At 55.3% G+C, this 5,308-nt stretch carries 3 rRNA genes; all 3 read left to right on the plus strand.

Features of this window, described 5'->3' with window-relative positions:
* The first annotated feature begins 57 nt into the window (after nucleotides 1–57).
* The 3 genes from M3B11_RS13250 to rrf all read left to right on the plus strand — a co-directional run bounded on the left by M3B11_RS13250 (nucleotide 58) and on the right by rrf (nucleotide 5,307).
* A 16S ribosomal RNA gene (locus tag M3B11_RS13250) occupies nucleotides 58–1,584 on the plus strand.
* Between the two features lie 383 nt (nucleotides 1,585–1,967).
* Nucleotides 1,968–5,062: ribosomal RNA gene (locus M3B11_RS13255) — 23S ribosomal RNA — on the plus strand.
* Nucleotides 5,063–5,190: 128 nt separating this feature from the next.
* Nucleotides 5,191–5,307 (plus strand): 5S ribosomal RNA (gene rrf, locus M3B11_RS13260).
* Together the 16S, 23S and 5S rRNA genes form the textbook arrangement of a ribosomal RNA operon.
* The last annotated feature ends 1 nt before the right edge of the window (nucleotide 5,308 follow it).

Here is a 5,308-nt window from a genome sequence, read left to right on the forward strand (position 1 = left end):
TTTTGGTTTGTCTCTTGTCTTTTTCTTTGATTTCGGCTGGGATTGTTTTTCATATTTTTTATGGAGAGTTTGATCCTGGCTCAGGACGAACGCTGGCGGCGTGCTTAACACATGCAAGTCGAACGCTGAAGCACTCAGCTTGCTGGGTGTGGATGAGTGGCGAACGGGTGAGTAACACGTGAGTAACCTGCCCCTGACTTCGGGATAAGCCTGGGAAACTGGGTCTAATACCGGATATGACTACTGGCCGCATGGTCTGGTGGTGGAAAGGGTTTTACTGGTTGGGGATGGACTCGCGGCCTATCAGTTTGTTGGTGGGGTAGTGGCCTACCAAGACGACGACGGGTAGCCGGCCTGAGAGGGCGACCGGCCACACTGGGACTGAGACACGGCCCAGACTCCTACGGGAGGCAGCAGTGGGGAATATTGCACAATGGGGGGAACCCTGATGCAGCGACGCCGCGTGCGGGATGACGGCCTTCGGGTTGTAAACCGCTTTCAGTAGGGAAGAAGCGAAAGTGACGGTACCTGCAGAAGAAGTACCGGCTAACTACGTGCCAGCAGCCGCGGTAATACGTAGGGTACAAGCGTTGTCCGGAATTATTGGGCGTAAAGAGCTCGTAGGTGGTTGGTCACGTCTGCTGTGGAAACGCAACGCTTAACGTTGCGCGTGCAGTGGGTACGGGCTGACTAGAGTGCAGTAGGGGAGTCTGGAATTCCTGGTGTAGCGGTGAAATGCGCAGATATCAGGAGGAACACCGGTGGCGAAGGCGGGACTCTGGGCTGTAACTGACGCTGAGGAGCGAAAGCATGGGGAGCGAACAGGATTAGATACCCTGGTAGTCCATGCCGTAAACGTTGGGAACTAGGTGTGGGGTCCATTCCACGGATTCCGTGCCGTAGCTAACGCATTAAGTTCCCCGCCTGGGGAGTACGGCCGCAAGGCTAAAACTCAAAGGAATTGACGGGGGCCCGCACAAGCGGCGGAGCATGCGGATTAATTCGATGCAACGCGAAGAACCTTACCAAGGCTTGACATACACCGGAAACGGCTAGAGATAGTCGCCTCTTCGGACTGGTGTACAGGTGGTGCATGGTTGTCGTCAGCTCGTGTCGTGAGATGTTGGGTTAAGTCCCGCAACGAGCGCAACCCTCGTTCTATGTTGCCAGCACGTGATGGTGGGAACTCATGGAAGACTGCCGGGGTCAACTCGGAGGAAGGTGGGGATGACGTCAAATCATCATGCCCTTTATGTCTTGGGCTTCACGCATGCTACAATGGCCGGTACAGAGGGTGGCGATACCGTGAGGTGGAGCGAATCCCAGAAAGCCGGTCTCAGTTCGGATCGTAGTCTGCAACTCGACTACGTGAAGTCGGAGTCGCTAGTAATCGCAGATCAGCAACGCTGCGGTGAATACGTTCCCGGGCCTTGTACACACCGCCCGTCAAGTCACGAAAGTCGGTAACACCCGAAGCCGGTGGCCTAACCCTTGTGGGGGGAGCCGTCGAAGGTGGGACTGGTGATTGGGACTAAGTCGTAACAAGGTAGCCGTACCGGAAGGTGCGGCTGGATCACCTCCTTTCTAAGGAGCTAACACAGTATGGTGTTGCCACGCACAGAACGATCGCGTCTGTGGTGGTTGCTCATGGGTGGAACATCACATTAACCTCCTGCCGGCGAGACTCAGATGAGTTGAGTTCGGTGGGGCAAACACGTTGTTGGGTCCTGGGAGAACAGGCCGGCAGCCCTTGTGGGTTGTGGTTGTTTTTCTGGATTGTTCCGGCCCTGCATGCTGCGCCAGTGGTTGCTGGTGGTGGGTGTGGGTGTCTGGGTGTTGTTGTGTAAGTGGATAGTGGACGCGAGCATCTGGGGAAACGCACTGTGTGTGTGTTTCTTCTGTTGTGATTTTGTTTTTGTTGTGTTTCTTGTGTTATCCGACTCGTGCGCGCCCGTGTTTTGTGGTGTGTGTGAGTGTTCAAGAGCGCATGGTGGATGCCTTGGCATCAGGAGCCGATGAAGGACGTGGTAACCTGCGATAAGCCTCGGGGAGTTGGTAAACGAACGGTGATCCGAGGGTGTCCGAATGGGGAAACCCCGCGGCATGTTGTGTGTCGTGACCCGCATCTGAATATATAGGGTGTGTGGGGGGAACGTGGGGAAGTGAAACATCTCAGTACCCACAGGAAGAGAAAATAATCATGATTCCGTTAGTAGTGGCGAGCGAACGCGGATGAGCCTAAACCGTATGTGTGTCAAGCGTGTAGGTGTTGCATGTGCGGTGTTGTGGGGCCACTGGTGATCCTCTACATGGGGTCGGGCAGGTGTTGGTGTGTGTAGTCGAATGATCTGGGAAGGTCGACCGGAGTGGGTGAGAGTCCCGTAGACGAAACATGTGCCTATCTGTCTCAGTGTGTGCCCGAGTAGCACGGGACTCGTGTAATCCCGTGTGAATCTGCCAGGACCACCTGGTAAGGCTAAATACTCCCTGGTGACCGATAGCGGATAGTACCGTGAGGGAATGGTGAAAAGTACCCCGGGAGGGGAGTGAAATAGTACCTGAAACCATGTGCTTACAATCCGTCAGAGCCTCCTTTGTTGGGGTGATGGCGTGCCTTTTGAAGAATGAGCCTGCGAGTTAGTGGCATGTAGCGAGGTTAACCCGTGTGGGGTAGCCGTAGCGAAAGCGAGTCCGAATAGGGCGAGTGAGTTGCATGTCCTAGACCCGAAGCGGAGTGATCTAGCCATGGGCAGGGTGAAGCGTCGGTAAGACGACGTGGAGGCCCGCACCCACTTCAGTTGAAAATGGAGGGGATGACCTGTGGTTAGGGGTGAAAGGCCAATCAAACTCTGTGATAGCTGGTTCTCCCCGAAATGCATTTAGGTGCAGCGTTGCGTGTTGCTTTCTGGAGGTAGAGCTACTGGATGGCTGATGGGCCCCACCGGGTTACTGACGTCAACCAAACTCCGAATGCCAGGAAGTGTAAGCGTGGCAGTGAGACTGCGGGGGATAAGCTTCGTAGTCGAGAGGGAAACAGCCCAGACCATCAACTAAGGCCCCTAAGCGTGTGCTAAGTGGGAAAGGATGTGGAGTTGCGAAGACAACCAGGAGGTTGGCTTAGAAGCAGCCATCCTTGAAAGAGTGCGTAATAGCTCACTGGTCAAGTGATTCTGCGCCGACAATGTAGCGGGGCTAAGCACACCGCCGAAGTTATGGCATCATCACGGTAACCCTAACGGGTTGTGGTGTTGGGTAGGGGAGCGTCGTGTGGCCGGTGAAGCTGCGAAGTGATTCAGTGGTGGAGGCTATGCGAGTGAGAATGCAGGCATGAGTAGCGAAAGACGGGTGAGAAACCCGTCCGCCGGATGACCAAGGGTTCCAGGGCTAGGCTAATCCGCCCTGGGTAAGTCGGGACCTAAGGCGAGGCCGACAGGCGTAGTCGATGGACAACGGGTTGATATTCCCGTACCGGCGAAGAACCGTCCATACCGAGGCATGTGAGACTAACCATGTTAAACCTGCTGTCGCCCTTCGGGGTGTTCAGCAGGTGATGTGTGGGACCTGATCGTGTAGTAGGTAAGCGTGTTAACAGGTGTGACGCAGGAAGGTAGCCAGGCCGTGCGATGGTTGTCGCGGTCTAAGGTGGTAGGCCGTCTCTTAGGCAAATCCGGGAGACATGTGGCTGAGAGCTGATGGGCGCCCCACACTGGTGGGGTGATCTGGTGATCCTATGCTGCCGAGAAAAGCATCGACGTGAGGTTCTAGCCGCCCGTACCCTATAACCGACTCAGGTGGTCTGGTAGAGAATACCGAGGCGATCGAGATAATCGTGGTTAAGGAACTCGGCAAATTGCCCCCGTAACTTCGGAAGAAGGGGGGCCATCCTGGTGATCGACCCGTGCGGTTGTGAGCTGGTGGTGGCCGCAGAGACCAGAGAGAAGCGACTGTTTACTAAAAACACAGGTCCGTGCGAAGACGTAAGTCGATGTATACGGACTGACGCCTGCCCGGTGCTGGAAGGTTAAGAGGACCTGTTAGAACTTCGGTTCGAAGCGGAGAATTTAAGCCCCAGTAAACGGCGGTGGTAACTATAACCATCCTAAGGTAGCGAAATTCCTTGTCGGGTAAGTTCCGACCTGCACGAATGGCGCAACGACTTCTCTGCTGTCTCAACCGCGAACTCGGCGAAATTGCACTACGAGTAAAGATGCTCGTTACGCGCAGCAGGACGGAAAGACCCCGAGACCTTCACTATAGTTTGGTATTGGGATTCGGTGTGGTTTGTGTAGGATAGGTGGGAGACTGTGAAGCATGCACGCCAGTGTGTGTGGAGTCATTGTTGAAATACCACTCTGACCATAGTGGATTCCTTAACTTCGGACCCTGATCGGGTTCAGGGACAGTGCCTGATGGGTAGTTTAACTGGGGCGGTTGCCTCCCAAAGAGTAACGGAGGCGCCCAAAGGTTCCCTCAGCCTGGTTGGCAATCAGGTGTCGAGTGTAAGTGCACAAGGGAGCTTGACTGTGAGACGGACGTGTCGAGCAGGAGCGAAAGCTGGGACTAGTGACCCGGCCGTGGATTGTGGAATCGCGGTCGCTCAACGGATAAAAGGTACCTCGGGGATAACAGGCTGATCTTGCCCAAGAGTCCATATCGACGGCATGGTTTGGCACCTCGATGTCGGCTCGTCGCATCCTGGGGCTGGAGTCGGTCCCAAGGGTTGGGCTGTTCGCCCATTAAAGCGGTACGCGAGCTGGGTTTAGAACGTCGTGAGACAGTTCGGTCCCTATCCGCTGCGTGCGTAGGAAATTTGAGAAGGGCTGTCCTTAGTACGAGAGGACCGGGACGGACGAACCTCTGGTGTGCCAGTTGTACCGCCAGGTGCATGGCTGGTTGGCTACGTTCGGGAAGGATAACCGCTGAAAGCATCTAAGCGGGAAGCCTGCTTCAAGATGAGATTTCCCTATGAGGCGCCCTCTAGACCAGGGGGTTGATAGGCCAGACGTGGAAGCACAGCAATGTGTGCAGCTGACTGGTACTAATACGCCCACCACTCACCCAACCACCACAATTGGTGTGTCACGGGTCGGGTAACACAAGACACACAACAACGAAACGTGTCACAACACAACGATCGCTACGCGTCCACAAACATTCCAACCACTACAAAACCAGCAACACACACGGTTTTGCGGCGGCTATAGCGGCAGGGAAACGCCCGGCCCCATTCCGAACCCGGAAGCTAAGCCTGCCAGCGCTGATGGTACTGCACTCGACAGGGTGTGGGAGAGTAAGACACCGCCGCAAT

The organism is Brevibacterium sp. p3-SID960 (assembly GCF_025144725.1).
Taxonomy (GTDB): domain Bacteria; phylum Actinomycetota; class Actinomycetes; order Actinomycetales; family Brevibacteriaceae; genus Brevibacterium.